This is a genomic window from Serratia symbiotica, from assembly GCF_000821185.2.
Taxonomy (GTDB): domain Bacteria; phylum Pseudomonadota; class Gammaproteobacteria; order Enterobacterales; family Enterobacteriaceae; genus Serratia; species Serratia symbiotica.
In genome coordinates this window covers 109,145-134,923 of record NZ_CP050855.1, presented here as the reverse complement: position 1 = coordinate 134,923, position 25,779 = coordinate 109,145, and the positions used below count along the sequence as shown (strand labels likewise).

25 protein-coding genes and 2 tRNA genes are annotated in these 25,779 nt (G+C 51.2%); 6 read left to right on the top strand and 21 right to left on the bottom strand.

The window, feature by feature from the left end; translation table 11 throughout:
• Positions 1 to 223: 223 nt before the first annotated feature.
• The 13 genes from rpsO to rlmE all read right to left on the bottom strand — a co-directional run bounded on the left by rpsO (position 224) and on the right by rlmE (position 13,090).
• Complete coding sequence (gene rpsO / locus SYMBAF_RS00740) at positions 224 to 493, bottom strand: 30S ribosomal protein S15 (RefSeq protein WP_006709356.1); 270 nt, start codon at positions 491 to 493, stop codon at positions 224 to 226.
• 136 nt (positions 494 to 629) lie between these two features.
• Positions 630 to 1,562: a tRNA pseudouridine(55) synthase TruB gene (gene truB, locus SYMBAF_RS00735; RefSeq protein WP_040264509.1), complete on the bottom strand. Its 933-nt coding sequence runs from the start codon at positions 1,560 to 1,562 to the stop codon at positions 630 to 632.
• On the bottom strand, positions 1,563 to 1,973 hold the full coding sequence (rbfA, locus tag SYMBAF_RS00730; protein WP_006709354.1) for a 30S ribosome-binding factor RbfA: 411 nt from the start codon (positions 1,971 to 1,973) through the stop codon (positions 1,563 to 1,565).
• Between the two features lie 194 nt (positions 1,974 to 2,167).
• Positions 2,168 to 4,831 carry a translation initiation factor IF-2 gene (gene infB / locus SYMBAF_RS00725; protein WP_040264510.1) on the bottom strand — a complete coding sequence of 888 codons (2,664 nt, stop codon included), beginning with the start codon at positions 4,829 to 4,831 and terminating at the stop codon, positions 2,168 to 2,170.
• 24 nt (positions 4,832 to 4,855) lie between these two features.
• Positions 4,856 to 6,364 (bottom strand): transcription termination factor NusA, encoded by a 1,509-nt coding sequence (gene nusA, locus SYMBAF_RS00720; RefSeq protein ID WP_040264511.1) that lies wholly within the window; start codon positions 6,362 to 6,364, stop codon positions 4,856 to 4,858.
• A 21-nt stretch (positions 6,365 to 6,385) separates the two neighbouring features.
• Positions 6,386 to 6,838, bottom strand: a complete 453-nt coding sequence (gene rimP / locus SYMBAF_RS00715) for a ribosome maturation factor RimP (protein ID WP_071837606.1) — start codon at positions 6,836 to 6,838, stop codon at positions 6,386 to 6,388.
• 218 nt (positions 6,839 to 7,056) lie between these two features.
• Positions 7,057 to 7,133 (bottom strand) — tRNA-Met (locus tag SYMBAF_RS00710).
• A gap of 59 nt (positions 7,134 to 7,192) precedes the next feature.
• A tRNA-Leu gene (locus SYMBAF_RS00705) sits at positions 7,193 to 7,279 on the bottom strand.
• Positions 7,280 to 7,348: 69 nt separating this feature from the next.
• The gene (gene secG / locus SYMBAF_RS00700) at positions 7,349 to 7,684 is read right to left on the bottom strand and encodes a preprotein translocase subunit SecG (protein ID WP_040264513.1); all 336 of its coding nucleotides are present in this window, start codon (positions 7,682 to 7,684) and stop codon (positions 7,349 to 7,351) included.
• Between the two features lie 188 nt (positions 7,685 to 7,872).
• Entirely contained in the window at positions 7,873 to 9,222 is a 1,350-nt protein-coding gene (gene glmM / locus SYMBAF_RS00695) for a phosphoglucosamine mutase (RefSeq protein WP_040264514.1), read from the bottom strand.
• Positions 9,223 to 9,226: 4 nt separating this feature from the next.
• Positions 9,227 to 10,063: a dihydropteroate synthase gene (folP, locus tag SYMBAF_RS00690; protein WP_006709348.1), complete on the bottom strand. Its 837-nt coding sequence runs from the start codon at positions 10,061 to 10,063 to the stop codon at positions 9,227 to 9,229.
• A 424-nt stretch (positions 10,064 to 10,487) separates the two neighbouring features.
• Positions 10,488 to 12,404, bottom strand: a complete 1,917-nt coding sequence (ftsH, locus tag SYMBAF_RS00685; protein ID WP_040264515.1) for an ATP-dependent zinc metalloprotease FtsH — start codon at positions 12,402 to 12,404, stop codon at positions 10,488 to 10,490.
• A gap of 56 nt (positions 12,405 to 12,460) precedes the next feature.
• A complete protein-coding gene (gene rlmE, locus SYMBAF_RS00680; protein WP_040264516.1) occupies positions 12,461 to 13,090 on the bottom strand; it encodes a 23S rRNA (uridine(2552)-2'-O)-methyltransferase RlmE in 630 nt (209 codons plus the stop codon).
• 143 nt (positions 13,091 to 13,233) lie between these two features.
• On the opposite strand from rlmE, the gene yhbY reads away from it, so the two are divergent.
• On the top strand, positions 13,234 to 13,527 hold the full coding sequence (gene yhbY, locus SYMBAF_RS00675; RefSeq protein WP_040264517.1) for a ribosome assembly RNA-binding protein YhbY: 294 nt from the start codon (positions 13,234 to 13,236) through the stop codon (positions 13,525 to 13,527).
• A 114-nt stretch (positions 13,528 to 13,641) separates the two neighbouring features.
• On the opposite strand, the gene greA is transcribed toward yhbY, so the two are convergent.
• Positions 13,642 to 14,118 (bottom strand): transcription elongation factor GreA, encoded by a 477-nt coding sequence (gene greA, locus SYMBAF_RS00670; RefSeq protein ID WP_006709344.1) that lies wholly within the window; start codon positions 14,116 to 14,118, stop codon positions 13,642 to 13,644.
• A gap of 231 nt (positions 14,119 to 14,349) precedes the next feature.
• Here greA and dacB point away from each other — a divergent pair, with 231 nt between their 5' ends.
• On the top strand, positions 14,350 to 15,783 hold the full coding sequence (gene dacB, locus SYMBAF_RS00665; protein WP_040264518.1) for a serine-type D-Ala-D-Ala carboxypeptidase: 1,434 nt from the start codon (positions 14,350 to 14,352) through the stop codon (positions 15,781 to 15,783).
• Between the two features lie 307 nt (positions 15,784 to 16,090).
• Here the strand turns inward: dacB and cgtA are convergent, their stop codons facing one another.
• The 3 genes from cgtA to rplU form a co-directional block, all read right to left on the bottom strand.
• Positions 16,091 to 17,245 carry an Obg family GTPase CgtA gene (cgtA, locus tag SYMBAF_RS00660; RefSeq protein ID WP_040264519.1) on the bottom strand — a complete coding sequence of 385 codons (1,155 nt, stop codon included), beginning with the start codon at positions 17,243 to 17,245 and terminating at the stop codon, positions 16,091 to 16,093.
• A 375-nt stretch (positions 17,246 to 17,620) separates the two neighbouring features.
• Positions 17,621 to 17,878, bottom strand: a complete 258-nt coding sequence (gene rpmA, locus SYMBAF_RS00655; protein ID WP_006709340.1) for a 50S ribosomal protein L27 — start codon at positions 17,876 to 17,878, stop codon at positions 17,621 to 17,623.
• A 17-nt stretch (positions 17,879 to 17,895) separates the two neighbouring features.
• The gene (gene rplU / locus SYMBAF_RS00650) at positions 17,896 to 18,207 is read right to left on the bottom strand and encodes a 50S ribosomal protein L21 (protein WP_006709339.1); all 312 of its coding nucleotides are present in this window, start codon (positions 18,205 to 18,207) and stop codon (positions 17,896 to 17,898) included.
• A gap of 272 nt (positions 18,208 to 18,479) precedes the next feature.
• Here rplU and ispB point away from each other — a divergent pair, with 272 nt between their 5' ends.
• Positions 18,480 to 19,451: an octaprenyl diphosphate synthase gene (gene ispB / locus SYMBAF_RS00645; protein WP_040264520.1), complete on the top strand. Its 972-nt coding sequence runs from the start codon at positions 18,480 to 18,482 to the stop codon at positions 19,449 to 19,451.
• A gap of 57 nt (positions 19,452 to 19,508) precedes the next feature.
• On the opposite strand, the gene SYMBAF_RS00640 is transcribed toward ispB, so the two are convergent.
• Both SYMBAF_RS00640 and SYMBAF_RS00635 read right to left on the bottom strand, forming a co-directional pair.
• Positions 19,509 to 19,859 (bottom strand): DNA-binding protein, encoded by a 351-nt coding sequence (locus SYMBAF_RS00640; RefSeq protein ID WP_006709337.1) that lies wholly within the window; start codon positions 19,857 to 19,859, stop codon positions 19,509 to 19,511.
• A 365-nt stretch (positions 19,860 to 20,224) separates the two neighbouring features.
• Complete coding sequence (locus tag SYMBAF_RS00635) at positions 20,225 to 20,575, bottom strand: DNA-binding protein (protein WP_040264624.1); 351 nt, start codon at positions 20,573 to 20,575, stop codon at positions 20,225 to 20,227.
• 179 nt (positions 20,576 to 20,754) lie between these two features.
• Between SYMBAF_RS00635 and SYMBAF_RS00630 the strand changes: the two genes are divergently transcribed.
• Entirely contained in the window at positions 20,755 to 21,015 is a 261-nt protein-coding gene (locus SYMBAF_RS00630) for a helix-turn-helix domain-containing protein (protein WP_040264521.1), read from the top strand.
• A 67-nt stretch (positions 21,016 to 21,082) separates the two neighbouring features.
• Here the strand turns inward: SYMBAF_RS00630 and mdh are convergent, their stop codons facing one another.
• Complete coding sequence (mdh, locus tag SYMBAF_RS00625; protein WP_040264522.1) at positions 21,083 to 22,021, bottom strand: malate dehydrogenase; 939 nt, start codon at positions 22,019 to 22,021, stop codon at positions 21,083 to 21,085.
• 441 nt (positions 22,022 to 22,462) lie between these two features.
• On the opposite strand from mdh, the gene argR reads away from it, so the two are divergent.
• Positions 22,463 to 22,933, top strand: coding sequence for a transcriptional regulator ArgR (gene argR / locus SYMBAF_RS00620; RefSeq protein WP_040264523.1), 471 nt, complete (start codon positions 22,463 to 22,465; stop codon positions 22,931 to 22,933).
• 210 nt (positions 22,934 to 23,143) lie between these two features.
• On the opposite strand, the gene mpl is transcribed toward argR, so the two are convergent.
• On the bottom strand, positions 23,144 to 24,508 hold the full coding sequence (gene mpl / locus SYMBAF_RS00615; RefSeq protein WP_040264524.1) for a UDP-N-acetylmuramate:L-alanyl-gamma-D-glutamyl-meso-diaminopimelate ligase: 1,365 nt from the start codon (positions 24,506 to 24,508) through the stop codon (positions 23,144 to 23,146).
• Positions 24,509 to 24,680: 172 nt separating this feature from the next.
• Between mpl and fbp the strand changes: the two genes are divergently transcribed.
• Positions 24,681 to 25,685, top strand: coding sequence for a class 1 fructose-bisphosphatase (fbp, locus tag SYMBAF_RS00610; protein WP_040264525.1), 1,005 nt, complete (start codon positions 24,681 to 24,683; stop codon positions 25,683 to 25,685).
• Positions 25,686 to 25,779: the final 94 nt, after the last annotated feature.

Sequence of the window (25,779 nt, the reverse complement as noted above, 5' to 3'; positions counted from 1 at the left end):
ACGACTCGACACGCCTATGACTTGACTTACCTTTCCACTACATCCTCGCGACTAATGAGAGGCTTTATCTCAAGCTGGGGATAAAGCCTCTCATTAGTCGCGCGAACCTCTGTAACGGAAAAACCTGTTTTGGGAGCATCAAGCAATACATTAACCTGATTTGCTTATGCTTCCTAGAAAAAAGGGGCCATGATAGGCCCCTTTTCCACTGAAACTAGCTAGACTAGCGACGCAGACCCAAACGCCCGATCAGGCTGGTGTAACGTGCCACATCTTTACGCTTCAGGTAATCCAGCAGCTTACGACGCTGAGAAACCATACGCAGTAGACCACGACGGCTATGGTGATCTTTTTTGTGCTCGGAGAAGTGGCCTTGCAGATGGTTGATCTGCGCAGTCAGCAGGGCAACCTGAACTTCGGTAGAACCGCTATCGTTAGCATCACGACCAAAATCAGCCACGATTTGAGCTTTAACTTCAACACTTAGAGACATGGTAATACTCCAGATTATAGATGATAACTACAGGTGCCGATCTCTAATTCAGCAACCTAATGCATAAGCCGCGCTATTCTACTCTTATCCCCGGCATCCTTCAAGCTACAGGGGGATACGCGCACTTTACCCACCCTTAATCGACACGTTCGACCACTAGGCGGCGTGGTGCCACACGACCATCGTCGGCGATGGTACCTACGCCGATAAATTTACGTTTTTCGCCTTCGGTGATGCGCACTATGCCAGAAGCCGGCGCACCAGCAACCTGCACTGGCTGCCCTTGTTTGACATAACCCGCCACTACAGGCAACAGATTCACTTCTGGATAGTTCTCAACCGGGCTGTCCATCGGCATCAGCAATGGATCAAGCAATTCATCCAGCGCAATCGCCTGCGCCAGTAAAACATTCAGTTGTTCCAACGTCACCATACGTTCGATCGGATAAGTCGCCACTTGCAGGCGGCGCAGGTAGATCACATGCGCACCGCAGCCCAGTAGTTCACCGAGATCGTCGATGATAGTGCGGATGTAAGTGCCTTTCGAGCAGTGGATTTCTAACTCCAGTTCATCCCCTTCGCAGCGAACAACCTGTAGCTGATAAACGGTGATGCTGCGTGCTTCACGCGGCACTTCAATGCCTTGGCGCGCATACTCATAGAGTTTCTTGCCCTGATACTTCAGTGCCGAATACATTGATGGCACCTGTCGGAGGTCGCCACGGAAGTTATCCAGCGCCACATCTAGCTGCGCCTGGGTGAAACTCACCGGGCGCTGCTGCACAACCTGACCATCGGCGTCCGAGGTATCGGTACGCTGCCCTAGTTTGGCGATCACCCGATAACGTTTGTCAGAATTGAGCAGGAACTGCGAGAACTTGGTCGCTTCGCCCAGGCAGATCGGCAGCATGCCGGTCGCCAACGGATCGAGCGCGCCGGTGTGACCTGCGCGATTGGCGTTGTACAGGCGCTTCACTTTTTGCAAAGCATCGTTAGACGACAGGCCCTGCGGTTTGTCTAACAACAGTACGCCGTGGATATCACGGCCACGGCGACGAGGGCGACTCATTTAAGCCTCCTCGTCATCGCCCGATGCGCAACGGCGTTCGGCGTCATTCTTCACCACGTTGGTCACCAGGTTGGACATGCGCATGCCTTCCACCAGCGAGTTGTCGTAGACGAACGTCAGCTCCGGCACCACACGCAAACGCATGGCTTTGCCAAGTAACGTGCGGATATAACCGGCTGCATCCTGCAATGCTTTAATGCCATTGGTCACCTGGTCTGGATCATGATTTTCAGCCAACACGTTCAGAAAGGTAACGTAAACCTTGGCGTAGGCCAGGTCGCGGGAAATTTCTACGCCGGATACGGTGGCCATGCCAATGCGCGGATCTTTGATTTCACGTTGCAAAATGATCGCAATCTCTTTCTGCATCTCTTGCGCTACGCGTTGACTACGGCTAAATTCTTTTGCCATTTTGGACTCTCCAGACAAATCGGGGGGCACAAAGGCCCCCGTTAACAGATATTACCCAACATACTTAAAATTGCCTCTTTGTTGACCCTCTTCACTCACCTCAGTGGCATAGTTGTCTGTGCACCTGGAGATACGCTCAGTTGCTGTCTTGAGGCCACTCGAATTATTTTAGGTCATCAGCAGATGTACAGTCGTTAAGCAATGGTGCGCTGGATTTCGATGATTTCGAACACCTCAATCATGTCGCCAACACGTACATCGTTGTAATTCTTAACACCGATACCACACTCCATGCCGTTACGGACTTCATTAACATCATCTTTGAAGCGGCGCAGGGACTCCAACTCACCTTCATAGATAACCACGTTGGCACGCAGAACTCGGATAGGGTTATGACGTTTGATCGTCCCTTCAGTGACCATACAACCGGCGATAGCACCGAATTTCGGTGATTTGAAGACGTCACGCACTTCGGCTAAGCCGATAATCTGCTGTTTGTACTCAGGTGCCAGCATGCCGCTCATCGCCTGCTTCACTTCGTCGATCAGGCTATAAATTACCGAGTAATAGCGCAGATCCAGGTTTTCTGCTTCAATCACGCGGCGTGCAGAGGCATCAGCACGGACGTTGAAGCCCAGAATGATCGCGTTGGAGGCTGCTGCCAGTGTGGCATCGGTTTCAGTAATGCCGCCTACGCCGGAACCGACAATTTTCACCTTCACTTCGTCAGTAGAAAGCTTCAGTAATGAATCCATAATCGCTTCGCAAGAACCCTGTACATCAGATTTCAGTACGATGTTCAGCTCAGAAACTTCCCCGTCGGTCATGTTGGAGAACATATTCTCCAGCTTAGATTTCTGCTGGCGCGCCAGTTTGACTTCGCGAAACTTACCTTGACGATATAGTGCAACTTCACGCGCTTTTTTCTCGTCACGCACTACGGTTGCTTCATCACCCGCTGCTGGAACGCTGGACAGACCCAGGATTTCCACCGGAATAGATGGGCCAGCGGAGGCCACTTCGTGGCCCAATTCATCACGCATCGCACGCACGCGGCCGTATTCAAAGCCACACAGCACGATATCACCTCTGTTCAGCGTACCTTCCTGAACCAGAATGGTCGCCACCGGGCCACGGCCTTTATCTAGGAAGGATTCGATCACCACGCCACTAGCCATGCCACTGCGCACCGCTTTCAGTTCGAGAACTTCAGCCTGCAACAAGATAGCATTAAGCAGTTCGTCGATACCGGTACCGACTTTCGCAGAAACATGGACGAACTGCGCTTCGCCACCCCACTCCTCCGGCATCACGCCGTACTGGGACAGCTCCTGCTTAACGCGATCCGCATCAGCTTCCGGCTTGTCGATTTTGTTAACTGCAACCACCAATGGCACCTGCGCCGCTTTCGCATGCTGGATAGCTTCAATGGTTTGTGGCATCACGCCATCATCGGCAGCAACCACCAACACCACAATATCAGTCGCCTGAGCACCACGGGCGCGCATGGAAGTAAAAGCGGCGTGGCCCGGAGTATCCAGGAAGGTGATCATGCCGTTGTCGGTTTCTACGTGATAAGCACCAATGTGCTGGGTAATACCGCCAGCTTCGCCCGCCGCCACTTTGGTAGAGCGAATGTAGTCCAGCAAAGAGGTTTTACCGTGGTCAACATGGCCCATGATGGTCACCACTGGTGCACGCGACTCAGCCGCAGCGCCGGTATCACGGTCACTCATCAACGCTTCTTCCAGCTCATTCTCGCGACGCAGGATAACCTTGTGGCCCATCTCTTCAGCCACTAGCTGTGCAGTTTCCTGATCGATGACCTGGTTGATGGTGGCCATGGCACCCAGCTTCATCATCACTTTAATGACCTGAGAACCTTTCACCGCCATTTTGTTGGCCAATTCAGCCACGGTGATGGTTTCACCAATCACCACGTCACGGTTAACCATCTGAGCTGGCTTGTTGAAGCCCTGCTGTAAACTGCTTGGCTTCCGTTTTCCTTTACCGCCACGCGTTACAGCACGTGCTTCTTCACGATCTGCTTTAGACTCAGAAAGCTTATTGCCTTTCTTCTGCTTAGTCGCTTTACCACCACGGGTACGGGTGCGGCGCTCACCTTCAACTTTAGCGTCGTTTTCGTCTTCGGCGGCACGGGCGTGCTGAGAGGTGGTCACATGGTAATCGGCAGTTTCAACTGCAGCGCTTGCTGCTTCAGCTTCGGCCCACTTCTCACCGTTCTCTTCAGCCATACGGCGCGCTTCTTCCGCCACGCGTTTGGCTTCTTCTTCGACCTTCCGGCGTACTTCTTCTTCCGCTTTACGTTTCAGTTCAGCCGCTTCGGCTTCACGGCGTGCTTTTTCTGCCTGAGCTGGCTTGGTCATTTCATCGGTATGTTGATTGGTCACTTTTTCTTTTTCCGCTGAATTACGCTTAGCAATTCCTGCGGCCTCACGTTTGGCTTGCTCTCCGGCTGCACGTTTCGTTTCTGCATTACGCCGTGCCTGTTCTTCCGCTTCACGCTGTGCCTGCTCTGCCGCTTCAACCTGTTGGGCTTCCTGCGTATTGCGATTTACATAGGTGCGTTTCTTGCGAACCTCAATTTGCACCGATTTACTTTTACCGCCGGTGCTCGGAATATTTAAGGTGCTGCGCGTTTTGCGCTGCAAAGTGAGTTTGTTCGGCACACTGCCGTGTTCACGGTTCAGGTGCGCCAGCAAGGTTTCTTTTTCTTGCTGGGTCACAGCATCCGACTCAGCCTTGTTGATCCCTGCATCAGCAAACTGCTGTACCAGGCGATCAACCGAAGTCTGAATCTCTGCTGCCAGCGATTTTACGGTTACATCTGTTGTCATGCTGTTCCTTCCTGCTACAGTTTATTACGCGTTGTCGCCAAACCAACAGATATTACGTGCGGCCATGATCAACTCGCCGGCTTGCTGGTTGCTAAGCCCTTCAATATCAGCCAGATCATCAACACCCTGCTCGGCAAGATCTTCCAGCGTACCAACCCCACGCGCGGCCAGTTTAAAGGCCATGCTGCGCTCAAGACCAGGCAGGTTGAGTAAATCTTCTGCAGGTTCTTGGCCACCCAGGCTCTCTTTTTGAGCCAGGGCTAGCGTGGTCGATGCAGCTCTGGCGCGATCGCGCAACGCTTCAACCGTATCTTCATCCAGACCGTCGATTTCCAACAGCTCTTTGATTGGCACGTAGGCCAGCTCTTCCAAAGTGGAGAAGCCTTCTTCAACCAGAACGGTAGCGAAATCTTCGTCGATATCAAGATACTTGGTAAAGGTATCAATAGCGGCATGTGCTTCGGCCTGGTGCTTGGCCTGCAAATCATCCGCCGTCATCACGTTCAGTTCCCAACGGTCATCGTCGCGATGCTGTTTCAACAACTGGGAGGCCAAACGCACATTTTGGCCATTACGGCCGATCGCCTGTGCCAGATTGCTGGCTTCAACGGCGATATCCATGGTGCAATTATCTTCATCAACCACGATCGAGGCGACGTCTGCCGGGGCCATGGCGTTGATGACGAACTGCGCAGGGTTATCATCCCACAGGATGATATCGATGCGTTCACCGCCGAGCTCGCTCGAAACGGCCTGAACGCGTGCACCACGCATACCCACGCAGGCACCGACTGGGTCGATGCGTTTGTCGTTGGTTTTTACTGCAATTTTTGCACGGGAACCGGGATCGCGGGCTGCCGCTTTAATCTCAATCACTTCTTCGCCGATTTCCGGCACTTCAATGCGGAACAGCTCTTTCAGCATCTCTGGGCTGGAACGGCTGACGAACAATTGCGCACCCCGGGCTTCAGGACGCACGGCGTAAAGCACGCCACGGATGCGGTCACCAGGGCGGAAGTTTTCGCGCGGCAACATGTCTTCACGGCCAATCACTGCTTCGGCGTTGCTACCCAGATCCAGCGCGATGCTATCACGATTAACTTTCTTCACCACGCCAGTGACGATCTCGCCTTCGTGTTCACGGAAAGCGTCAACCACCATCGCGCGCTCGGCTTCGCGTACTTTCTGCACGATAACCTGTTTGGCCGTCTGAGTGGTGATGCGGTCAAAGGTGACGGAATCGATCTGATCTTCGATATATCCGCCCAATTCAATGTCTGGCTCTTCATACTGAGCCGCTTCCAGCGTGATCTCACGCGTGGGCTGCGTCACTTCATCAACGACGACCCAACGACGGAAGGTATCGAAATCGCCGGTTTTGCGATCAATGCTGACGCGGACGTCGATTTCCTGCTCATATTTTTTCTTGGTGGCGGTGGCTAAAGCGGTTTCCAACGCTTCGAAAATCTTTTCACGCGGAAGGGATTTTTCATTGGAAACTGCTTCAACAACAGCCAGAATCTCTTTATTCATCCTAAGTGCCTCATCCAAACTTTAAAAGTGGGGTATCAGGTTCGCTTTCTGGATATTGCTCAGCGCAAACACTTCATCTTTCCCATCTACAGTAACCGTGATCATTTCGCCTTCGACAGACTTGATAATACCTTGCCACTTGCGGCGGTTCTGAACTGCCATGCGCAGAACCAAGCTGACTTCTTCACCGAGAAAACGCGTGTAGTGTTCTGCGGTGAACATCGGGCGATCAAGGCCAGGAGAGGAGACTTCCAAGTTGTAAGCGACTGCGATTGGTTCTTCGACATCCAATACAGCGCTAACTTGGTGGCTGACATCAGCGCAATCATCAACATTAATGCCGTTTTCACTGTCAATATAGATGCGGAGCGTAGATTGGCGCGCACGAATAAATTCAATGCCTACAAGCTCAAAACCCAACGCTTCTACCGGTGCTAAAAGCATCTCAGTTAACTTTTGCTCTAATGTGGACAAACTCCACCCCCAAGACATAAAAAAAGGGCTAAATAGCCCAGTGATTCTGCTGCCAAATAACAAAAAACCCCGAAAAATCGGGGCGTTATGTAACTGGACCCTATGTGCCGCTGAGCGACTTCGGTGCAACTTTCAAGCAAGTGTCATTTTCAAATGTTGTTCGAGAAAAGTGGATTTCATTCGAAAAGTGTATTTGAAAATCAACACTTAAAGGAAAGTGGTTGCGGGGGCCGGATTTGAACCGACGACCTTCGGGTTATGAGCCCGACGAGCTACCAGGCTGCTCCACCCCGCGTCCGAAAACGTGCCGAATATACGCAAAAAATCGCAAAATTGCAAGCTATCTCTTGGATTTGGTACCGAGGATGGGACTCGAACCCACAAGCCCGTTAGGGCACTACCACCTCAAGGTAGCGTGTCTACCAATTCCACCACCTCGGTACTGATTCTTACTGCTAGCAGCCGTTGCAATTATCCAGATACAACCACGGTTTCAAGCATTGTTGCTGCTTACTGCGGGATATCACTGCTCGGCTTGGCTGGTGCCGACGGCACGGTAGTTTGCTCAGACTTCACTGGCTGACCCAAATTTTCCCACTCGCTACCTTTTTTGCTTTTGTTACTGCTGAGGTTGCCCAAAATCAGGCTAATGACGAAAAACAACGTCGCCAACACCGCAGTCATACGGGTCATAAAGTTACCGGAACCGCTCGAACCAAACAATGTGCCAGAGGCACCTGCTCCGAAAGAGGCTCCAGCTTCAGCGCCTTTACCTTGCTGCAGCATAATCAGAGCAACTAGCCCGATTGAGATCAGTAGGAAAATTACCAGAAGAGCTTCGTACATAGTCGTACCCGTGTCCTTGCGGCTTCAACCGCATGCCAAATGCTTTTCACCTCAAAGCTTCTAAAAAGAAGTCGCAGGCACTTTTGTACACTGCCTACTTAAGCGGGTGTGAATACTAACTAAAGCCGCTAAACCGCGCAAGGGCAATTTTCTGCCAACAATGCGTTTGCAGAAAAAAACACCAACAATTATTTTTGCTGATAACCGGCTGATTTCACCGCGTCAGCGATGCGCTGTGCCAGTACAGTCACCTGCTGTTCATCCTCACCTTCCACCATCACACGGATAAGCGGTTCGGTGCCGGATTTGCGCAACAACACACGGCCGCGATCGACCAACTCAGCTTCAACCTGTTCAGTAATTTTACGCACTTCAGCGGATTCCAGCGGGTTGTGCTCGCCCTCGAAACGCACGTTGATCAGGATCTGCGGCAACAGCTTCATGCCGCTGCACAGATCATACAGGCTCATGTGATTACTCACCATCGCAGTCAGCACCTGCAACCCAGCCACTATGCCATCGCCGGTTGTGGTTTTGTCCAGCAGGATCACATGGCCGGAGTTCTCCGCGCCGATGCGCCAGCCCAGTTCTTGCAGCTTTTCCAGCACGTAGCGATCACCCACTTTGGCACGCGCAAACGGGATACCCAGTTGCTTCAGCGCCAACTCTAACCCCATATTGCTCATCAGTGTACCGACAACACCACCGCGCAACTGGCTTTGACGCAGTCCTTCCCGAGCAATGATATACAGGATCTGGTCTCCATCCACCTTGTTGCCCAAATGATCCACCATCATCACACGGTCACCATCACCGTCGAACGCCAGCCCAACATGCGCCTTTTCTTGTAGCACCCATTGCTGCAACTGGCGGACATCGGTCGCGCCACATTTCTCATTAATGTTCATGCCATCCGGTGCGACGCCGATGGCAATCACTGTAGCACCCAGCTCACGCAACACGCTCGGCGCAATGTGGTAGGTGGCACCGTTGGCGCAATCGACCACAATTTTCAACCCCTTCAGGCTCAGTTCACTAGGGAAGGTGCCTTTGCAGAATTCGATGTAACGGCCAGCGGCGTCGATAATCCGGCTGGCTTTACCCAACTCGGAGGACTGCACACAAGTCAGCGGTTTTTCCATCTCGGCTTCAATCGCTTCCTCAACGTCATCCGGCAACTTGGCCCCGTCGATCGAGAAAAACTTGATGCCGTTATCGTAGAACGGGTTGTGCGAGGCAGAAATCACGATACCGGCTTCAGCGCGGAAAGTGCGTGTCAGGTAGGCTACCGCCGGCGTCGGCATCGGGCCGGTGAAGGAAGCGGACAACCCTGCGGCTGCCAAGCCAGCTTCCAGTGCAGACTCCAGCATATAACCGGAAATGCGGGTATCCTTACCGATGATGATTTTGCGAGAGCCGTGACGCGCCAGCACTTTACCGGCCGCCCAGCCCAGTTTCAGCACGAAGTCCGGGGTGATTGGGCTATCACCGACCTTGCCACGAATACCATCAGTGCCAAAATATTTGCGCTTACTCATGTTTCTACTGTCCCTTAGCTGAAAGTGTTGCCTCGACGACACGCATCGCCTCAACGGTTTCTTTAACGTCATGCACTCTGATAATCTGCGCGCCCTGCATCGCAGCGATCACTGCGCAAGCCACGCTGCCGATGACGCGTTGATCAGGCGGCACGTTCAGTAGCTGTCCAATCATCGACTTGCGTGACATCCCCACCATCAGCGGCAGACCGAAGCGGTGAAATTCCGACAACCGAGCCAAAAGCTGGTAGTTGTGTGCTAGAGTTTTACCAAACCCGAAGCCTGGGTCGAGCAGCAATTGCTGATTTGTTATCCCGGCATCATGGCAACGCTTGATATGACGCTCAAAAAACATCTTCACATCAGCAATCAGGTCATCGTAATGCGGTGCCTGCTGCATAGTGCGTGGCTGCCCCTGCATGTGCATCAGGCACACCGGCAAGCCGCTTTCGGCAGCGGCAGCCAACGCGCCGGGTTCCTGCAACGAGCGGATATCGTTAATCAGATGCACTCCCGCCTGTGCCGACTCGCGGATCACCCCCGCTTTAGATGTGTCAACCGAGATAAACACCTCGAAACGCTGCGCCAATGCCTCCACTACCGGTACCACCCGTGCAATCTCTTCATCCTCACTGACCTCTGCCGCCCCCGGCCGGGTGGATTCGCCTCCCACGTCGATCATGGTAGCACCAGCCGAAATCAGCGCATGCGCATGCAACAGTGCCTGATTGAGTTGGTTGTAACGACCACCGTCAGAAAACGAATCCGGCGTCACGTTGAGGATGCCCATCACCTGCGGATGGGAGAGATTGAGCGTCATGTCGCGCACGGCTAACTGCATGGCTATACCCTAAATAATTGGAGTGACATCACAGCGGCAAGAGCGTGACAAATCTGCCAAGAATCGATTTGAGCAGCACTTGCGCTGGCCCGCAGGGGGAGCCTCATTAATCCCCAGGAGCTTACTCAAGTAAGTCACTGAGGTGACAAATCTGCCGGGACAAATCGCTCAGGAACCGATTTGAATGCCGCAAAGGCAATCACAAGGATGTGATTCCTAATAAATTTGAACGCGGCATGCAGCGGCCCCGAGGGGGTGAGACCCACAGATGGGCCGAATAACTGCGCAGCCAACACAGATGCATTCAAGTATGATGGATATCATCCACCTGACTGTTGCCTGGTTCACTGCCTACCGGGCAGTAAAAACCCCGGTAGGCCGGGGTTTAATGTTACCACATAGCAGAAGTGACTTGTCGAGCTGTTCAAACATGGTTATTGCCTGGACTCGGCGTGTGCGATTCTTCTACTGACGTCGGCGCTTTTGGCGTGCCGCCGGCTTCGGGGCTATTACCTTTGTTTGCATCGTCCCAACCCGCTGGCGGGCGTACGTCTTGGCGGTTCATCAGATCGTCGATCTGCGGCGCATCAATGGTTTCATATTTCATCAGTGCATTCTTCATTGAATGCAGGATGTCCATGTTTTCCATCAACAGTGAACGCGCGCGCGCGTAGTTGCGTTCAATCAGAGATTTTACTTCCTGATCAATGATGCGTGCGGTTTCATCCGACATGTGTTTCGCCTTAGCGACGGAACGGCCAAGGAACACTTCGCCCTCTTCTTCTGCATACAACAGCGGCCCCAGCTTCTCAGAGAAACCCCATTGAGTCACCATGTTGCGGGCGATGGAGGTCGCCACTTTAATGTCGTTCGACGCCCCAGTAGACACATTTTCCGACCCGTAGATGATCTCTTCCGCCAGACGGCCACCATAAAGGGTGGAGATTTGGCTCTCCAGCTTCTGACGGCTGGCGCTGATTGCATCGCCTTCCGGCAGGAAGAAAGTCACGCCGAGTGCTCGGCCACGCGGGATAATGGTGACCTTGTGAACCGGATCGTGTTCTGGTACCAGACGACCGATGATAGCGTGACCTGCTTCATGATATGCGGTCGATTCTTTCTGCGCTTCGGTCATCACCATGGAGCGACGTTCCGCACCCATCATGATCTTGTCTTTAGCTTTTTCGAACTCAACCATTGATACCACACGTTTGTTACTACGGGCAGCGAACAATGCCGCCTCGTTGACCAGGTTGGCCAAGTCAGCACCAGAGAAGCCTGGTGTACCTCGAGCAATGACGGAGGTATCGATATCAGCATCCAACGGCACACGGCGCATATGTACCTTCAGGATCTGCTCACGACCGCGCACATCCGGCAAGCCGACAACCACCTGACGGTCAAAACGGCCTGGTCGCAGCAGCGCCGGATCAAGAACGTCAGGGCGGTTGGTTGCCGCGATGACGATGATGCCTTCGTTGCCTTCAAAACCATCCATCTCCACCAGCATTTGGTTCAGGGTCTGCTCACGTTCATCGTGACCGCCACCCAGGCCGGCACCACGTTGACGACCTACGGCATCGATTTCATCAATGAAGATGATGCAAGGTGCTGCTTTCTTGGCCTGCTCGAACATGTCGCGCACACGGGAGGCCCCCACACCAACAAACATTTCCACGAAGTCAGAACCGGAAATGGTAAAGAACGGGACTTTTGCCTCGCCAGCGATCGCTTTCGCCAAGAGCGTTTTACCGGTCCCCGGTGGGCCAACCATCAGCACGCCTTTAGGGATCTTGCCGCCCAGCTTTTGGAAACGGCTCGGTTCGCGCAGGTATTCCACCAGTTCGCTCACTTCTTCTTTCGCTTCATCACAACCGGCAACATCAGCAAAAGTGGTCTTGATCTGATCTTCGCTCAGCATGCGAGCCTTGCTCTTGCCGAAGGACATCGCACCCTTACCGCCACCGCCTTGCATCTGGCGCATAAAGAAGATCCAAACCCCGATCAGCAACAACATCGGGAACCACGAAATAAAGATAGAGGCCAGCAAGCTCGGCTCTTCAGGCGGCTCACCGACAACTTTCACATTCTTGGTTAACAACGTATCTAACAACTTGGGATCGTTGACAGGGATGTAAGTCTTGTATTTGCTACTGTCTTTCTTGGTAACGTTAATCTCGCGTCCGCTAATTCGCGCTTCGCGAACCTGATCCTGGGTCAGTTCAGACATGAAGGTAGAATAATCTACCCTACGGCCATTCGACTCGCTGGGCCCAAAACTCTGGAATACAGACATCAATACTACTGCGATGACTAACCAGAGAATTAGGTTTTTCGCCATGTCACTCAAGGGATGAACCTCATATTACAACTGTGTTAACAAACAGCGTTAGGGTACTACAGCTTGCGCCCTGTCGCTACAATGTACACTTCGCGCGAACGGGCGCGGGAAGCGTCTGGCTTACGAATCTTAACCTTCGTAAACAGGGAGCGAATTTCCCGTAGGTACTCGTCAAAGCCATCTCCCTGAAACACCTTCACCAGGAAACTTCCGCCTGGTGCGAGGACATCACGACACATCTCCAATGCTAATTCCACCAGATACATCGATCTTGGAATGTCGACGGCCGGGGTGCCGCTCATATTCGGAGCCATGTCGGACATAACTACCTGAACCTTACTCTCACCTACACGTTCCAACAGGGCTTTGAGCACCAATTCATCACGAAAATCGCCCTGAAGGAAATCAACGCCAACGATAGGATCCATTGGCAAAATATCACAAGCAACGATGCGACCCGCACCGCCGATTTGGGTAACCACGTATTGCGACCAGCCACCCGGCGCTGCCCCCAAGTCCACTATGGTCATGCCCGGTTTGAACAGTTTGTCACTCTGCTGTATTTCATCAAGTTTAAACCAGGCGCGGGAACGCAGCCCTTTTTTCTGCGCCTGCTGCACATATTTATCACTAAAGTGTTCTTGCAACCAGCGACTAGAGCTAGCAGATCGCTTTTTATTAGCCATCTCGTTTTCCAACTATCATAAAGAGAGTCTTATGCCAGGATCGCTGCTCATGTAAACCCCCATCGATAAAGACCGATTTGGCGATACACATGAGATGGCGGTAGAATGTCTGGTTTTCAATCCCAACTTAAGTAAAAAAGACAATGCATCTGAATAATAAACAAAAACAGCACCTGAAAGGTCTAGCGCATCCGTTAAAACCGGTTGTCATGCTGGGTAATCACGGTCTCACCGAGGGGGTGCTGGCTGAAATTGAACAAGCTCTGGAACATCATGAGCTGATCAAGGTAAAAATCGCGGCTGAAGATCGCGAAACCAAAACCTTGATCGCCGACGCTATCGTGCGTGAAACCGGTGCCTGCAACGTGCAAGTCATTGGTAATACGCTTATTCTTTACCGCCCATCGAAAGAGCGCAAGATCAATATACCGCGTTAATTAAGGATCAAGTTAACGCAAAAATGCCATGCACCTGATTCAGATAAAAGGTCACTGGTGGCCTTTTTCCTTTCTTTACAACCCACTTGGGCATTTCTGCCTCAGTGGGTACGATCAGAGATACTCGACCTTCAGGATTTCATAATCCACATCACCGCCAGGAGTTTTGATCACCACGACATCGTCCTGCTCTTTGCCGATCAAACCACGTGCCATTGGTGAATTGACCGAAATCAGATTCTTCTTAAAGTCAGCTTCATCATCGCCAACGATGCGGTAGGTAACTTCTTCCTCGCTATCCAGGTTCAACACCGATACAGTGGCACCAAAAATCACCCGGCCAGTATTCGGTATTTTAGTGATATCGATCACTTGCGCGTTGGACAATTTTGCTTCAATTTCCTGGATACGCCCTTCACAGAATCCCTGCTGCTCACGGGCAGCATGGTACTCGGCATTTTCTTTCAAATCACCGTGCTCGCGGGCGTCGGCGATGTCGGCAATGATTTTTGGACGGCGCACGCTTTTCAGATATTCAAGTTCTTCGCGCAGTTTTTCAGCGCCAAACAAGGTCATCGGGATCTGTTTCATCGTATAAATACCTCTAAATCTTTCCTGTTCAAATAACCGTCATCCTGACGTGTTCGTATGAAAACACGGTTAGCTCATCGCCCCACCGCCAAGCGATAGATATAAAGAAACCTGACCCAGGACAGGATCGATTTTGCATTTTATCCTAGAGTTCCTCAGGGGTCATCGTTTACTTTTTCCCTGAATGCACCGTAGTATGTCGGCACGTTATCCAACTGATGTCCCAAGATTATGCGTTTTTCACGAATTGTCAGTGCATTGACTGGCGCATTTGTTCTGAATGCGCAGGCGACCTCGGTTAAAAATTACACACAATATTTACCTGCTGGAGCCAACTTAGCCCTGGTAGTTCAGAAGATCGGCACCCCCACACCAGCCATCGATTATCACTCTCAACAAATGGCATTACCAGCCAGTACTCAGAAGGTGCTAACAGCGCTAGCGGCATTATTACAGCTCGGGCCAAACTATCGCTTCACTACCACGTTGGAGAGCCAGGGCGGCATCAGAGACGGCGTGCTGTACGGCAATCTGATCGCCCGCTTCAGCGGCGATCCGACCTTCAAGCGCCAAAGCTTGCGTCACATGGTGGAGATCCTAAAGAAACAGGGTGTCCACCGGATTACCGGCAACGTGCTGGTCGATACTTCAATGTTCGCTAGCCACGATAAGGCACCCGGTTGGCCGTGGAACGACATGACACAGTGCTTCAGTGCGCCACCAGCAGCGGCGATTATCGATCGCAACTGCTTTTCGGTATCGCTGTACAGTGCACCAAACCCAGGAGATATAGCATTTATCCGCGTTGCCTCCTATTACCCGGTCAACGTGTTCAGCCAAGTACGCACGTTGGCAAGAGGCTCTACCAACGCCCAATACTGCGAGTTAGACGTGGTGCACGGTGAGTTGAATCGCTTTACCCTGACCGGCTGCCTGATCCAGCGCAATGATCCGCTGCCGCTGGCGTTTGCCATCCAGGACGGTGCCAGCTATGCAGGAGCTATCTTGAAAGATGAATTGACGCAGGCAGGCATCCAGATCGACGGCCATCTGAAACGCCAAACCCAGCCGGGTCTTACCGGTACGGTGATCACTCAGACGCAGTCTGCACCGCTGCATGATTTATTGAAAATAATGCTGAAAAAATCGGATAACATGATCGCCGATACGGTATTTCGTACCCTAGGCTATGAACACTTCGGCGTACCAGGCACTTGGCGTGCAGGTGGTGATGCAGTACGTCAGGTGCTGCGCCAGAAAGCCGGCATCGATCTGGGCAACAGCGTTGTAGTAGACGGTTCCGGCCTATCGCGCCATAACCTGCTGGCCCCAGCGACCATGATGCAGGCACTACAGTATATCGCGCAGCATGACAACGAGCTGGACTTTATCTCTATGCTGCCGTTATCCGGCTATGACGGCACCTTACGTTACCGTGGTGGGCTACACGAAGCCGGCGTCGATGGCAAGGTGTCGGCCAAAACCGGTGCATTGCAAGGCGTCTACAACCTGGCAGGCTTCATCACCACCGCCAGTGGTCAACGTTTGGCCTTCGTGCAATATCTGTCGGGCTACGCCGTACCGCCGGAAGATCAGAAACAACACCGCGCGCCGCTGGTACGCTTCGAAAGCCGCCTGTACCGAGATATTTATAAAGCCAACTAGTCTGTATCCGGTGATTACCCCTGTCGCCGTTGCAGACACAAAAGCCCATAATTAAGGTGGAGGGACAGGGCCTATGTTCAAACCCGGCAACGCGGAGTACCGGCTATTAGAGCGCGAACCAAAGGGCTGGGGCCATTTGAACACGACCCCTAGGCTTATGGCTCACCAACCCTCACTGCCTGCGCCTTGCTGTGCGTTCAAATAACCGCCAGCGGCGCTCACCAGCCATTGCCGGACACAACCTACAGAATCATATACCAGATAATGAAGTAAAGAGGCTCATCACCGCTGAGCCTCTTGAACCAGATTATTTCTGGTAAATGATTTCGACGCCTTCGTCGTCATCTTCGTCCCAGTCATCTTCCGCTTCAGCTTCGGCGATTTGTTCACGGTGGTAGTTATCCCACATGAATTCGACTTTTTCTGGCGCACTTTCTTCAACCGCCAACGCTTTCGGTTGGGTGTTGATAAAATTCATCACATCCCAGCACAGCGCATTGACGCCTTCGCGATTGGCGGCGGAGATCAAGTAGTACTCACCTTCCCAGCCCATGCCCGCTACAATCGCCTTAGCACGTTCAGCGGCTTCTTCCTCATCGAGTAAATCAACTTTGTTGAAAACCAGCCAGCGTGGCTTCTGCGCCAAATTTTCACTGTATTGATTCAATTCGTTGATGATAATCTTGGCATTTTCTACCGGATCGGATTCATCGATCGGCGCGATGTCCACCAGGTGTAATAACACGCGGCAACGTTCCAAATGCTTCAGGAAGCGGATGCCTAAGCCAACACCATCAGAGGCACCTTCGATCAGCCCCGGGATATCGGCAATCACAAAGCTCTGCTCATGATCCATGCGTACCACACCCAGGCTCGGCACCAGCGTGGTGAACGGGTAGTCGGCAACCTTCGGCTTGGCGGCGGATACCGCACGGATAAAGGTTGATTTGCCAGCATTAGGCAGACCCAGCATGCCCACATCGGCCAGCAGCAGCAGCTCCAACAGAATGTCGCGAGCCTCACCAGTGGTTCCTAACGTCTTCTGACGCGGTGCACGGTTAACTGAAGATTTGAAACGGGTGTTACCCAAGCCATGCCAGCCGCCTTTGGCGACCATCAGCTTTTGCTCGTGACGGGTCATGTCACCGAGGATCTCGCCAGTGCCCTGATCCTTCACACGGGTGCCGACCGGCACCTTGATGATGATATCTTTGCCACGCTTGCCGGTACAGTCACTGCTTTGACCATTTTGGCCGCGCTCGGCGCGGAAAGCTTTCACAAATCGGTGATCGATCAACGTATTGAGGTTTTCATCCGCCAGCAGATAGACATCGCCACCGTCACCACCATCGCCGCCGTCAGGCCCACCATTCGGGATATATTTTTCGCGGCGGAAACTGACGCAACCATTACCACCGTCACCTGCAACAACCAGAATCGCTACTTCATCTACAAACTTCATTTGCCGTCTCCGTCAATATTCAATACCGCATATCCATTTGTTAATAATGGATTTATGTCTGTTTTTCCTGCATCATTCTTCACAAAAGTGGTACACGGAACTTTGCACAAATACGAACAACCAGTACGGGAGTGAGCAAGGTCGCGGATTGTACTCGCATCAGGTTCAAATTTCACTTTGTGTTAAAAGTGTACGGCAAGGTTCTGACATTCACAGAATAGGGCAACTAAACTAAATACACATCATTTTATCCGCACACCGCCAACCCCGTTGACAAGATTGGCGCGCCTGGCCTGTGGCTTAAAGTATGACAGGTATAAATGCAAAAAGCCCCGCTATAGATTGCGGGGCTTACATCAATGAAAACTCGAAAAATTATTCAGCTTCGATGCTGATGAATTTACGATTGTTCGGGCCTTTAACTTCGAATTTGACTTTACCGTCTTTCAAAGCAAACAGTGTGTGGTCTTTACCGCAACCCACGTTATTACCGGCGTGGAATTTGGTGCCACGCTGACGAACGATGATACTGCCAGCCAGTACTGCTTCGCCGCCAAAACGTTTTACGCCCAGACGTTTAGCTTGTGAATCGCGACCGTTACGTGTCGAGCCGCCAGCTTTTTTATGTGCCATTAATCCGCTCTCCTAACTTAAGCGCTGATGCTGGTGATTTTAACATCAGTAAACCACTGACGGTGGCCCTGCTGCTTACGGTAGTGCTTCCGACGACGAAACTTAACAATCTTGATTTTCTCGCCACGACCATGCGCAACAACTTCAGCGTTGATCTTGCCGCCATCAACGAAAGGAACGCCGATTTTGACATTTTCGCCATTAGCGATCATCAGAATCTGGTCAAACTCAACCGCTTCACCAGTTGCGATGTCCAGCTTTTCCAGGCGAACGGTCTGACCTTCGCTTACTCGGTGTTGTTTACCACCACTTTGGAAAACCGCGTACATATAAAACTCCGCTTTCCGCGTGCTCTCCTAATTTAGTGATAGAGCGCGCTATAAATATTTATAATAGGGCGCGAATTCTACGTAAAAAACTGGCGCATGACAAGAGCAGAATAACGCCAGAAGCAGAAAAAAGAAGAAAAAAACCACAGTTTCTTTGAGAGCGTTTATCTGAACCGTTTTTCAAGTACAATCAAGCAACAGTCATCACTATGTACCGATGTAGGAAGCACTCTCAATACACGGTGAAGAGAAACACAACTGAAAAAAACACCATGAATCTAGAGCAAATTACCGCGTTAACCGCACAAGATATGATGGCTGTGAACGCAGCAATTCTCGAACAATTGCACTCCGATGTCACACTCATCAATCAGCTTGGCTATTACATTATCAGTGGTGGCGGTAAGCGCATCCGGCCTATGATCGCTGTGCTGGCAGCGCGGGCATTGAACTATGAAGGCAACAAGCATGTTACCGTTGCAGCGCTGATCGAATTTATTCATACCGCTACATTGCTGCATGACGACGTAGTGGATGAATCCGATATGCGCCGAGGCAAAGCCACCGCCAACGCCGCATTCGGCAATGCCGCCAGCGTGCTGGTCGGCGACTTTATCTATACCCGAGCCTTCCAAATGATGACCAGTCTGAAATCGCTGCGCGTGCTAGCGCTGATGTCCGAGGCAGTAAACGTGATTGCCGAAGGCGAAGTGCTCCAGTTAATGAACGTGCGCGATCCTGACATCACTGAAGAAAGCTATATGCAGGTGATCTACAGCAAAACCGCCCGCTTGTTCGAAGCGGCGGCACAGTCATCGGCGATCTTATCCGGTGCCAACCAGGCGGAAGAAAAAGCATTGCAGGATTATGGCCGCTACCTCGGTACCGCATTCCAATTGATCGACGATCTGCTCGATTACAGTGCCAATGGCAGCACCTTGGGTAAAAATACCGGTGACGATCTGAATGAAGGGAAACCCACTCTACCGCTGCTGCATGCCATGCATCATGGCGACGAAGCGCAAAGATCGATGATCCGTGAGGCCATTGAACAAGGCAACAGGCGACATCTGCTGGAACCGGTGCTACAGGCCATGCAGCAATGCGCTTCACTGGAATACACCCATAATCGCGCTGAGGAAGAAGCCAACAAGGCGATCGCCGCACTGCAAGCACTGCCGAAATCGCCGTATCGCGACGCGCTGGAGGGTTTGGCTCGCTTGGCGGTGCAACGCGAATTTTAAAAAGTTTGTCATTTCTAAAAATACCTTTACAGGCACAGGTTCGCAGCTCGAGCCTGATTACTTCTCCTCGTTGATGCACGCCAACAGGCCACCAATCCCTTTTCGTATTAGAAACGCAAGCATTTTTTCGCGCTCACTTTCCGTTAGGTAATAATAGTACTCAATCCACACTGTCAGCGGATCCTGCCTTTCCACTTCATAAACCGCCCCATCCTCATTCAATAACAATAGGTTGCGTACATTGTGCGGCAAGCTGTTGATATGATACTCCAAGGCTTTTCCTTGCACGCCTTTTCGCCTGCGGCTGATCCATCCCTCGCGCCGAGCCATCAGATTTATTCCCTGTGTAGAAGAAGGTAATCCTGCGATGTTGGTAAGATCCTTGGCAGCGAACCACTCATTTTTCATAGCTATTATCTCTGAGTCATTGTGAGTAACATTATTTTTCAGAAATTTTTTATATTTTTAGGAGAGTTAGTGGTGTATTTGTTGCCATATAAGCATTACATGTTGCTTAAACAACTAACTTCTACATATTAGTTATACCACTAATATGGGTTTTGCTAATCAAAAAAAGAGAGTGAACATGAATTTTAGGAATCGGGGTTGATTACCCAGTGGATAAGCAAGAGGGGAACGACGCTGGAGGAGATATCACGCCATGCCGATGGACTGGCGGGTTTTGGTTCACTTTGCGGTGCAATGCGCATTTTAAGAAAATGACGTTTTCGAAAAACCTTTATAGATACAAGACACGCACCAGGAGAGTCTGATTACTTTTCGTCGGAGATCCGCGCCAACAGGCCACCAATCCCTTCCCGTATGAGAAACGCGAACATCTTCTCGCGCTCACTTTCCGTTAGGTAGTAGTAGTACTCAACCCACACCGACAGTGTATCCTGCCTTTCCACTTCATAAACCGCCATATTATCCTTCAATAACAATACATTGCGAGCACCATATGGCAAGCTACTGATATGATATTCCAAAGCTTTCCCCTGCACGCCTTTTCGCCTGCGGCTGATCCATCCCTCGCGCCGAGCCATCAGATTTATTCCCTGTGTGGAAGAAGGTAATCCTACGATGTTAGTAAGATCCTTGGCAGCAAACCACTCGTTTTTCATAGCCATTATCTCTGAGTAATTGTGAGTAGCGTTATCCTTAGGAAACCATTAAGATATTTTTCAGAAATTTAATGGTATATTTATTTCCGTATAAGCTTTTCATACTGTTAAAACAATTAACCTTGACCAGTTATTTATACCACTAAGTGAACTTTTGCTAATTAAAAAGGATTGTAAAAATGAATTCAAGGCATCAGGATTGGCACCCGGCAGATATCATCGCGGCACTACGCAAGAAGGGAACAACACTAGCGGCGGTATCTCGCTGTGCCGGTTTGAGTTCATCAACGTTGGCCAATGCGCTGTCGCGCCCCTGGCCGAAAGGTGAGTGGCTGATCGCTGAGGCGCTCGGTGTACATCCTTCAGAGATCTGGCCAAGCCGCTATTTTGATCCGTACAGTGATCGCCTATTGGATCGAAAAGCACGTATCAAGTCGTAAGCGCAGGCCAAAAAAAACCGCCGGATCCCTATCCGGCGGTTTGCTGCATGCAAAATTTCTGCCACGATCAGTTATCGATAAACCTCTCGCCTAATTCGATATCTTTATGCAGCACGTCCAGCATCTCGGTGAGCGCTTGCTGTTCGAATGCGCTCAGGGTGCCGATGTCTTGACGTTCTTCAACACCATTTTTGCCCAGTAACAGCGGCTGTGCGAAGAAGCGTGCGTACTTGCCGTCACCTTCAACATAAGCGCATACCACCATGCCTTTTTCACCCTGTAGCGCCCGCACCAAAGACAGGCCGAAGCAGGCCGCCGCCAGTCCCATGGACAGGGTAGCTGACCCACCACCAGCTTTGGCTTCAACCACTTCAGTACCGGCATTCTGAATACGCTTGGTTAGATCTGCTATTTCCTGCTCGGTGAAGCTCAAGCCAGGGATCTGTGACAGCAGCGGCAGGATAGTGACACCAGAATGACCACCGATAACCGGCACATTCAGCTCTTGCGGCTGCTTGCCTTTCAGCTCAGCAACGAAGGTGTTGGAACGGATGACATCCAGCGAGGTCACTCCGAACAGTTTATTCCTATCATATACGCCGGCCTTTTTCAGCACTTCTGCCGCGATGGCTACCGTGGTGTTGACCGGGTTGGTGATAATGCCGATGCAAGCTTTCGGGCAGGTTTTCGCCACTTGTTCGGTCAAATTGCGCACGATACCGGCGTTAACATTGAACAAATCGGCACGATCCATGCCTGGTTTGCGCGCAACGCCGGCAGAGATAAGCACCACATCCGCACCATGCAAAGCAGGAGTCGCGTCTTCACCACTGAATCCTTTGATTTTAACTGCGGTGGGGATGTGACTTAAGTCAACGGCAACACCAGGGGTAATAGGGGCAATGTCATAGAGAGAGAGTTCAGAACCTGAAGGAAGCTGGGTTTTGAGTAGAAGGGAGAGGGCCTGGCCGATACCGCCAGCAGCACCGAGAACTGCAACTTTCATCCTATACTCCTTTATTAATCATCTTGAATATAAAGTGCTGTGAATACGTTAGGTACTAACTTTAAATCATTACACATTTTAAAAATAATTCTTTAACGTTATGTTCAAGAATCGTGACAATAAAACGGGCGACAGCGAGTCCATTCTAGATTAAATCGCTGGCGATTGAAGGACATGGCGCACACTAATCAAAAATAGTGCGAAGTTATTCATAGGTAAGTTAGCCCGTGGTAGCATTACACTTTGATGTAATACTTTATTTACTACCTCTGCCGTTTTAGTCGCTGAAAGGGCATATTCAGCAGGGGCAGGTTTTGTTAAAATCTCTTCCTTATCTTTGCCACCCGGTTATAAATGTTTCCCTCGGATTAATTTTTATTGCATAAAAATGCATTTATATGCATAATTATCACTTCTGTCGTCAACATTCCATGGTACAAAATGCGTAATCCCGCAAAGCAGGAAGATCTAATCAAAGCGTTTAAAGCGCTATTGAAAGAAGAAAAATTCAGTTCTCAAGGCGAGATCGTTATCGCGCTACAGGACGAAGGCTTCGAAAATATTAACCAATCCAAAGTGTCACGTATGCTGACCAAATTCGGCGCGGTGCGTACCCGTAATGCCAAAATGGAAATGGTGTATTGCCTTCCAGCCGAACTCGGTATGCCAACCACCACCAGCCCGTTGAAGAACCTAGTACTGGACATCGATCACAACGATGCCATTGTGGTGATCCACACCAGCCCAGGTGCGGCACAGCTCATTGCCCGCTTGCTGGACTCGCTGGGAAAATCCGAAGGCATTCTCGGCACCATTGCTGGCGATGACACCATTTTCGTGACACCCGCCAACAGCTTTACCACTCATCAACTCTACGTAGCCATCCTGACGTTATTCGAACAGGAACTGTGAAACACCACGCAAACAAGATAAGTATGATGCTCACATTTTGTTAGCCTTTCTTAAAAATATAGTAAAAATAAAAGGTTAACATAATAAGCATCGCTAGACGAAAGATGCATTTCTATGACTTAAATCACAGTTCGCTGAGACTGGTGCACGTTATACAGGCGGCTAATACGCGTCCAGAAGAATCTAATTACTCTGGCCCTTCGATGGCTTTTAACTCCTGCTTTTCGCCAGGGCTGCTAGCAGGCGATCATGAATGCCGCCGAACCCCCCGTTGCTCATCACCAAAATATAATCGCCCGGCTGCGTGGTTTTCACAATCATTTCCACCAGTATATCAAGGTCAGCACTCCAATGCGCGGGTTGCACACAGCTCTCGACCACTTGCGCCACCTGCCATGGAATGTTAGGCGGCTGGAACAGGAACACTTCATCAGCACGGCCAAGCGATGGGGCTAGCTCATGCTTGCTGATACCCATTTTCAAGGTATTGGAGCGCGGCTCAAGCACCGCCAAAATGCGCGCTGTGCCACCAACCTTGGCACGCAGTGCAGCCAGGGTCGCCAGGATCGCCGTCGGGTGATGGGCGAAATCATCATACACCGTGACACCATTGGCTTCACCACACAGCTCCAGACGACGACGGGCATTAATGAAATTACCCAGCGCACGACAAGCGTCCGCAGGCTGCACCCCCACATGGCGGGTTGCGGCGATCGCCATCAGGCCATTATGCATGTTGTGCTCACCCACCAGCGCCCATTGTACTTCCCCTACTTGTTCGCCGTTGAGGAATACCGCATAACAGCTGGCATCGGGAGTCAGCTTTTGCGCACACCATGTGCCCTCTTCACCCACCAGTTCTTGCTCACTCCAGCATCCCATCGCCATCACCTGTTTCAGATGATTGTCGTTATCTGGCAGGATGATTTTGCCTTTGCCCGGCACCAGACGCACCAGATGGTGAAACTGCTTCTGGATCGCTTTCAGATCGTCGAAAATATCAGCATGATCGAATTCCAGATTGCTCATGACCAACGTGCGCGGGCTGTAGTGCATAAACTTGGCACGCTTGTCGAAGAACGCACAGTCATACTCATCGGCTTCGATCACAAAGAACGGGCTGCCACCGAGACGGGCGGAAACCTCAAAGTTGCCAGGCACGCCTCCGATGATAAAACCCGGCTGGTAGCCACAGGCTTCCAGTACCCAGGTGACCATACCGGCGGTAGTAGTTTTGCCATGGGTGCCAGCAACCGCCAATACCCAGCGATCGCGTAGCACGTAGTCATGCAGCCATTGTGGGCCGGAAACGTAAGGGATGCCCAGCTCCAACACCGCCTCTACGCACGGATTGCCACGTGTCATAGCATTACCGATGATCACCAGATCCGGTGCTGGTTCCAACTGAGCCGGATCATAGCCCTGAATAAGATCAATCTCCTGGTTTTCCAACAATGTACTCATTGGGGGATAAACGTTGGCGTCAGAGCCAGTGACTTCATGCCCTAATGAACGAGCTAGCAACGCCAGCCCCCCCATAAAAGTGCCACAGATCCCAAGAATATGTATGCGCATGTAGGTTTCTCATTTGAGTTCTTCGAATTAAAATTTATTCTAACGCTCGGGATCGCCCAAAAGAAATGGATTTACCTATGAATAGCGCGCATTTTTCAGTTACACTGCGTTTGCTAAAACGTTAACGGTAGGTTAACGCCTCGCTATCCATCCGTAGATTAGGGATTGTGTCATGAAAACGTTAGGCGAATTTATCGTCGAGAAACAGCACGACTTCTCTCACGCTACTGGCGAACTGACTGCGCTACTCTCCGCCATTAAATTGGGTGCCAAAATCATTCACCGCGATATCAACAAAGCCGGCCTGATTGATATTCTAGGCACCAACGGTGTATCCAACGTACAGGGTGAGATCCAGATGAAACTGGATCTGTACGCTAACGAGAAACTGAAAGCGGCGTTAAAAGCACGCGGCGAAGTGGCAGGTATCGCTTCCGAAGAAGAAGATCAAATAGTGATATTCGACGGAGAACGGGCTGAAAATGCCAAGTATGTATTGCTGATGGACCCGTTAGACGGTTCGTCCAACATTGATGTCAACGTCTCAGTCGGTACTATTTTTTCGATCTATCGTCGTATCACCTCTGCCGGCAGCCCAGTAACCGAAGACGACTTTTTGCAGCCGGGCAGCGCTCAGGTAGCCGCAGGCTATGTAGTTTACGGTTCATCCACCATGCTGGTGTACACCACCGGTTATGGCGTGCATGCCTTTACCTATGATCCTTCTCTGGGTGTATTTTGCCTCTCTCACGAGAAAGTCCGTTTTCCTGAAACCGGCAACATGTATTCCATCAACGAAGGCAACTATATCAAGTTCCCTCGCGGCGTAAAAAAATACATTAAATATTGCCAAGAGCAGGATGAAGCGACACAGCGTCCTTACACCTCACGCTACATCGGTTCACTGGTGGCCGACTTTCACCGCAACCTGCTGAAAGGCGGCATTTACCTTTACCCAAGCACTGCCAGCCATCCGCAAGGCAAGCTGCGCCTGCTGTATGAATGCAACCCGATGGCGTTTCTGGCCGAGCAGGCCGGTGGCAAAGCCAGCGACGGCAAAAACCGCATTCTGGACATTACCCCGGTGAAACTACACCAGCGCGTGCCATTCTTCGTTGGCACTAAATCAATGGTTGAGGATGCCGAGCGCTTTATCGCCGAAAACCCAGACGAGTAGTGACACGTCCAACGAGGGGCGGGCGATGAAAAGGGCAGGAAATCGCAAAAGAGTCCGCTTATAATAGCCACTACTCCATTTCTAGTTAGATTAA

Coding starts and splice junctions, on each gene's coding strand:
- ispB (WP_040264520.1), top strand. CDS start 18,480: ATGAATCTAGAGCAAATTACCGCGTTAACCGCACAAGATATGATGGCT.
- yhbY (WP_040264517.1), top strand. CDS start 13,234: ATGCATCTGAATAATAAACAAAAACAGCACCTGAAAGGTCTAGCGCAT.
- dacB (WP_040264518.1), top strand. CDS start 14,350: ATGCGTTTTTCACGAATTGTCAGTGCATTGACTGGCGCATTTGTTCTG.
- fbp (WP_040264525.1), top strand. CDS start 24,681: ATGAAAACGTTAGGCGAATTTATCGTCGAGAAACAGCACGACTTCTCT.
- rbfA (WP_006709354.1), bottom strand. CDS start 1,973: ATGGCAAAAGAATTTAGCCGTAGTCAACGCGTAGCGCAAGAGATGCAG.
- SYMBAF_RS00630 (WP_040264521.1), top strand. CDS start 20,755: ATGAATTCAAGGCATCAGGATTGGCACCCGGCAGATATCATCGCGGCA.
- infB (WP_040264510.1), bottom strand. CDS start 4,831: ATGACAACAGATGTAACCGTAAAATCGCTGGCAGCAGAGATTCAGACT.
- secG (WP_040264513.1), bottom strand. CDS start 7,684: ATGTACGAAGCTCTTCTGGTAATTTTCCTACTGATCTCAATCGGGCTA.
- rpsO (WP_006709356.1), bottom strand. CDS start 493: ATGTCTCTAAGTGTTGAAGTTAAAGCTCAAATCGTGGCTGATTTTGGT.
- cgtA (WP_040264519.1), bottom strand. CDS start 17,245: ATGAAGTTTGTAGATGAAGTAGCGATTCTGGTTGTTGCAGGTGACGGT.
- greA (WP_006709344.1), bottom strand. CDS start 14,118: ATGAAACAGATCCCGATGACCTTGTTTGGCGCTGAAAAACTGCGCGAA.
- mpl (WP_040264524.1), bottom strand. CDS start 24,508: ATGCGCATACATATTCTTGGGATCTGTGGCACTTTTATGGGGGGGCTG.
- ftsH (WP_040264515.1), bottom strand. CDS start 12,404: ATGGCGAAAAACCTAATTCTCTGGTTAGTCATCGCAGTAGTATTGATG.
- nusA (WP_040264511.1), bottom strand. CDS start 6,364: ATGAATAAAGAGATTCTGGCTGTTGTTGAAGCAGTTTCCAATGAAAAA.
- rpmA (WP_006709340.1), bottom strand. CDS start 17,878: ATGGCACATAAAAAAGCTGGCGGCTCGACACGTAACGGTCGCGATTCA.
- SYMBAF_RS00635 (WP_040264624.1), bottom strand. CDS start 20,575: ATGAAAAACGAGTGGTTTGCTGCCAAGGATCTTACTAACATCGTAGGA.
- rlmE (WP_040264516.1), bottom strand. CDS start 13,090: ATGGCTAATAAAAAGCGATCTGCTAGCTCTAGTCGCTGGTTGCAAGAA.
- truB (WP_040264509.1), bottom strand. CDS start 1,562: ATGAGTCGCCCTCGTCGCCGTGGCCGTGATATCCACGGCGTACTGTTG.
- folP (WP_006709348.1), bottom strand. CDS start 10,063: ATGCAGTTAGCCGTGCGCGACATGACGCTCAATCTCTCCCATCCGCAG.
- glmM (WP_040264514.1), bottom strand. CDS start 9,222: ATGAGTAAGCGCAAATATTTTGGCACTGATGGTATTCGTGGCAAGGTC.
- mdh (WP_040264522.1), bottom strand. CDS start 22,021: ATGAAAGTTGCAGTTCTCGGTGCTGCTGGCGGTATCGGCCAGGCCCTC.
- rplU (WP_006709339.1), bottom strand. CDS start 18,207: ATGTACGCGGTTTTCCAAAGTGGTGGTAAACAACACCGAGTAAGCGAA.
- argR (WP_040264523.1), top strand. CDS start 22,463: ATGCGTAATCCCGCAAAGCAGGAAGATCTAATCAAAGCGTTTAAAGCG.
- SYMBAF_RS00640 (WP_006709337.1), bottom strand. CDS start 19,859: ATGAAAAATGAGTGGTTCGCTGCCAAGGATCTTACCAACATCGCAGGA.